The 296-nt window shown below is 44.3% G+C and carries 1 protein-coding gene; it reads right to left on the bottom strand.

The genetic code is table 11. The features are described 5' to 3' along the window. A partial coding sequence (locus tag A3757_RS05815; RefSeq protein WP_156506208.1) for a DUF3530 family protein occupies positions 1-296 on the bottom strand: 296 nt, incomplete at both ends.

The following is a 296-nucleotide window of genomic DNA, read 5'->3' as shown; positions in this document are numbered from 1 at the left end:
TGCTTTTGCTTGAGATACTCAAAGGCAATGTTGGCTGAAGCGCGATAGGCTAACAAAACAATATTCTGATAGCCTTGCTGCTGTAAGTACGAAATACCAGCGTTCACGTGCGCAAGCGCTTTGTCTTGGTAGGGAATTGCTTTTAGCTGCTTTTCTTTATCGGCAAGGTCTATATCAACAGGTTTATCTGGATCAGAACTGTCTTCGGTAACTGCATCGTCTTTGTCTGCCGCTTGCTCACTTTTTTCCGCCTCACCATCTGACTTATCTTTTCCACTATCCTCGTTTTTGGCTGT

It is taken from the genome of Oleiphilus sp. HI0117 (assembly GCF_001635235.1).
Note: the sequence above shows the minus strand (reverse complement) of the source record. Positions and strands in the feature narration are given on the sequence as shown.